This window comes from Photorhabdus akhurstii (assembly GCF_018448925.1).
Classification (GTDB): Bacteria; Pseudomonadota; Gammaproteobacteria; order Enterobacterales; family Enterobacteriaceae; genus Photorhabdus; species Photorhabdus akhurstii.
In genome coordinates this window covers 1-5,084 of sequence record NZ_RCWE01000055.1, presented here as the reverse complement: position 1 = coordinate 5,084, position 5,084 = coordinate 1, and the positions used below count along the sequence as shown (strand labels likewise).

The following is a 5,084-nucleotide window of genomic DNA, read 5'->3' as shown; positions in this document are numbered from 1 at the left end:
GGCAATCTGGAATATCTGGGCCGCAATGATTTTCAGGTCAAAATCCGTGGCTACCGCGTTGAATTGGGTGAAATAGAAATTGCCCTGACTGCCCACCCACAGGTAAAACAGGCAGTGGTGATTGACCGTGAGCATAACAGCCATAAAGTACTGGCGGCATATCTGGTGACGACGGGGGGACTGTCTGATGACAGCCTGACTGAGCATCTCTCTTCTCGCTTACCGGACTATATGCTGCCGGCCAGCTTTACCCGTATTGAAACAGTCCCCCTGACCCTAAATGGCAAACTGGATCGCCGCGCCCTGCCTGAGCCAGTCTGGGGGAATCGTGACAGCTATGTCGCGCCCCGCAATGCGCTGGAAACTCAACTGTGTGCCATTTGGCAGGACGTGTTAGGGCTGGAGCGCATTGGCATTGAAGATAACTTTTTCCGCATCGGGGGGGATTCCATTGTCAGTATTCAACTGGTGTCAAAACTGCGGCAAGCGGGCTTTTCCCTCCAGGTTAAATCAATTTTTGAAGCACCAACGGTGGCCCGGTTAGCCCAACTGCTAGATCTCTCATCACCTACCATCAACATGCTCGCAGAGCAGGGACTGTTAAGCGGGGAATTTAGCCTGTTGCCTATCCAACAGACCTTCTTCGACTGGAATTGGCCAAATCCACACCATTGGAATCAGGCATTTATGATCCAGATCCCCGGGGATATCAAATCCGTACAGATTGAACAGGCCCTGATAATGCTGACTAAACAGCACGATATGCTGCGTGTCCGTTTTATAGATACCGAAAACGGCTACCGTCAGTACTATTCCACGGAAATGCCATCTCCATATTCCCTCTTACATCACTGTGATATCAGGGGATTAAATAAGGAAGCATTACATCAACAACTAACCCAATGGCAAAGTAACTTTGATTATTGCCGCGGGCCATTATGGCAGGCAGGTCATCTGACCGGATATACGGATGGCAGCGCCCGGCTATTTTTCGCATTCCACCATTTGATTATTGATGTGGTTTCCTGGCGAATTATTGCTGAAGATATACGCAGATTGTTGCATGGCGAAACACTGCCAGAAAAAACCAGTAGTTATCGTCAATGGGTGAGTGCCGTCCATCACTATGCAAAACTCAATCAACAGGAAGTTTCCTACTGGCAGCAAGTCATAGCAGGGAACCCTACTCACACAGCTTCAGATGAAATCAGTCATCACATGCTGAGCATCTCCGCCGAATTGACCAACACTCTGCTGCATGAAGCCAATGCCGGCTATGAGACCGAAATCAATGACTTACTTCTCAGCGCTCTCACGCTGGCATTACAAGCTGTTTTTTCTCAACCGGTTAACCACATCACGCTTGAAGGCCACGGTCGAGAGAGCATCGACAACAAACTGGATGTTTCTGAAACTATCGGCTGGTTTACCACGCTGTATCCCGTTCGTCTGGCAATGAAGACGAATATTGCAGACACCATCATTCACACCAAAGAGATGCTTCGTACTGTGCCCAATAAAGGCATTGGTTATGGGGCATTACATCAGGCAGGCTATTTGAATGGGGATTTACCGGCGATAAGCTTCAATTACCTCGGTCAATTGGGAGGAGCAATCGGGCAAAACTGGTCACTGACCAACGACTATTGTGGAAATGTAATAGCAAACAATAACTATAGTCATTTACTGCTAAATATTAACGGACTAATTCAAGCTGGCAGGCTGCAATTCAGTGTCAGTTCGCGCTTAACACCGACTCAGACACAAGTATTTATCACCGCATTTGAGCAGACTCTCCAGGTTGTCATTATGGCTGGTCAACAACAGGCGCAAGCCGGCGGGATAAGAACCCCCAGTGATTATGGTATTGACGGGCTGTCAATCTCTCGCCTACGCCAGCTACAACAGCGCTACCCGCTTGAAGCCTTGTACCCCGCTACCAGTTTGCAACAAGGATTTATTTATCATCATCTGACCCAGCCACAAGATGATGCCTATCGCGTACAACTGTTACTGGATTATCACACACAACTCGATCTTGCCGCCTACCAGCGGGCCTGGGCGCTGGCCTCGCTACGCTTCCCCATCCTCAGAACAGCATTTAACTGGGAAGACGAGGTGTTACAAGTTGTGACGAAAGACGCAAGTATTCATTCGGTGAATTTCGAGATCAAAGATATCAGTCAATTACCAAAAGAAGAATGGAACAGCGCCATTGACGCAATTCAACAACATGACCGTACCCTGCCGTTTGATCTAAGTCAGCCAGGCTTAATTCGCTTCACCTTAATTAAACAGAGTGAGCATCTGGTAACGGTGCTAATCACGCAACATCATTGTATTACCGATGGCTGGAGCAGCCCGATTTTATTGCAGGCTGTGCATGAATATTACAACGAACTCACACAAGAACGTGTCCCCCAAATAGTGGTAGATAAAGCCTATCTGGCAACCCAGCAATATTATCTGGATCATAAAGCAGAATCCGAGGCTTATTGGGCTGAACATAAATCACAACTCCACGGAATGAATGATTTTTCGCCCTTGCTAAGTCATTGCGTTGATTTAACGCAGATAAAAACCGTTGAAAAACCCGCTGAGCAACTATTCACTATACAGAGCAACACTTATGCGCAGCTTAAGGATATGTGCCGGACACAAGGTGTGACGCTGAATGTGGCCTTGCAATTTGCCTGGCATAAGCTACTTCACAGCTACACAGGCGATGCACAGACCATTGTCGGCACCACCGTCTCCGGCCGCGATGTTCCGGTGGCGGGGATTGAATCCAGTGTTGGCCTGTATATCAATACCTTGCCACTGAGGGTGCAATGGCGTCCAACAGACAGTATAGCCGCAGTTTTACAAGATATTCAGACGGCTATTGCAGCCCTCAACAGCCACAGTGCCGTCTCGCTGGCCAGTTTACAATCCGACGGAGAACGCTTATTCCACAGCCTGCTGGTATTTGAAAACTACCCGGCCCCCGTGGTAAGCCAAAACCCTGCCGGTATAGAACATACCCTGACATTCCGTCAGTCCGTCGAAAAAGTGGATTATCCGGTATCGCTGGCAGCCTATGAGCACGATAACAGTCTCATCATCAAATTTAGTTATGGCAAAGACTGGCTGACAGAAGCACAGGCACAGCGCCTACTGGGTCAGCTTGAGCGTATCCTGCACGCGGCGGCATGCAACCCAGACCAGTTACATACGTCAATCACCTTCCTCAGCGAAACAGAGCGTCATACTCTGTTGCACCGATGGAATCAGACTGATGCCCCTTACCCGCAGGATAAAACCCTGCAACAACTGTTTGAAGCTCAAGTGGAAAGCACACCGGATAACGTGGCGCTGGTGTTTGAAGGCGAATCCCTGACCTATCGCCAGCTTAACGAACGGGCAAATCAACTGGCCTATGTGATCCGTGAACGCTGTCAGCCACACCATCATGTTCCTATGCAAGCGGATACCCCCATCGCTCTCTACCTCGACCGCAGTCTGGACATGGTCATCAGTATTCTGGCGGCACTGAAAGCCGGGGGCGCTTATGTGCCCATTTCCCCTGAATATCCATTAGAGCGGGTTCGGTTTATTTTAGGCGATACCCAATCCCCCTGCGTCGTCACTCAGCAAAGGTATCTGGCAACGCTGGCGACAGATACGCAAACATGCGCAGGACAACCGGTACTGATAGCAACGGATGACCCGACAATCACCGCAGACCAGCCGGTAAACAATCCGGCATCGGTAAACAAACCCTCGGATTTGGCTTATATCATCTACACCTCAGGCACCACCGGCCAGCCGAAAGGGGTCATGATTGAGCACAAAAATGTGGCTCATCTGGTGGCGGCACAGGCAGCGCTTTTTAATGCGACAAAGAGAAAAAAAGCCTTAATGTTTGCCGCTTATGTCTTTGACGCCTCAGTTTCCGAGTTATTCCTCAGCCTGCTTCATGGTCATACCATTTACCTTTGCAGCGAAACCGAACGTAATGTCCCCGCCGTTGAAAAGCTTATCCAGCGGGAAAATATTGAAATAGCCACCTTACCCCCGGCCATACTGAAATTATTAACTGGGGCTCAGTTGCCTTCCCTGCAATTATTAGTCACCGCCGGAGAGTCACCTTCTCCAGATTTTCTTGACTATTTCAGCCAATACAACAGCATACTGAATGCTTACGGCCCGACAGAAGTGACCGTTTGTGCGACAGGAAAGCAGTATCAACATGGAGATATTGCAACAAACATTGGTAAAGCGATTAATAACGCCCGCCTTTATGTTCTTGATAGTCATGGTCATCTGTCTCCTGTCGGAGCGCCGGGAGAACTCTATATCGGCGGTGCCGGGCTGGCGCGGGGATATTTAAACCGTCCTGAACTAACGGCCGCATGTTTTGTAGCGAATCCCTTTGCCACCGCAGAAGACAAGGCACTCGGTTACACCCGCCTGTACAGAACTGGCGATTTGGTCCGCTGGCAGCCGGATGGCAATCTGGAATATCTGGGCCGCAATGATTTTCAGGTCAAAATCCGTGGCTATCGCGTTGAATTGGGTGAAATTGAAATTGCCCTGACTGCCCACCCACAGGTAAAACAGGCAGTGGTGATTGACCGTGAGCATAACAGCCATAAAGTACTGGCGGCATATCTGGTGACGACGGGGGAATTGTCTGATGACAGCCTGACTGAGCATCTCTCTTCCCGCTTACCGGACTATATGCTGCCTGCCAGCTTTACCCGTATTGAAACAGTCCCCCTGACTCTGAACGGCAAACTGGATCGCCGCGCCTTGCCTGAGCCAGTCTGGGGGGATCGTAACAACTATGTCGCGCCCCGCAATGCGCTGGAAACCCAACTGTGTGTCATTTGGCAGGACGTATTGGGGCTAGAGCGGGTGGGCATCGAGGATAATTTCTTCCGTATCGGGGGCAACTCCCTGACGGCAATTAAGCTGACCGCCGCCATCCGCCGCATACTGGCAACCGAGGTCTCACTGGCGCAGTTGTTTGCGCTGAAAACCATCGCGGGCCTGACAACCCAGATGGAACAGCAGATTTATACGGTTATCCCTCATCTGGC

At 50.0% G+C, this 5,084-nt stretch carries 1 protein-coding gene; it reads left to right on the top strand.

What is annotated here, in order from left to right; all coding sequences use genetic code 11:
- On the top strand, positions 1 to 5,084 hold a 5,084-nt coding region (locus EAE93_RS23415), incomplete at both ends, for a non-ribosomal peptide synthetase (protein WP_214040681.1).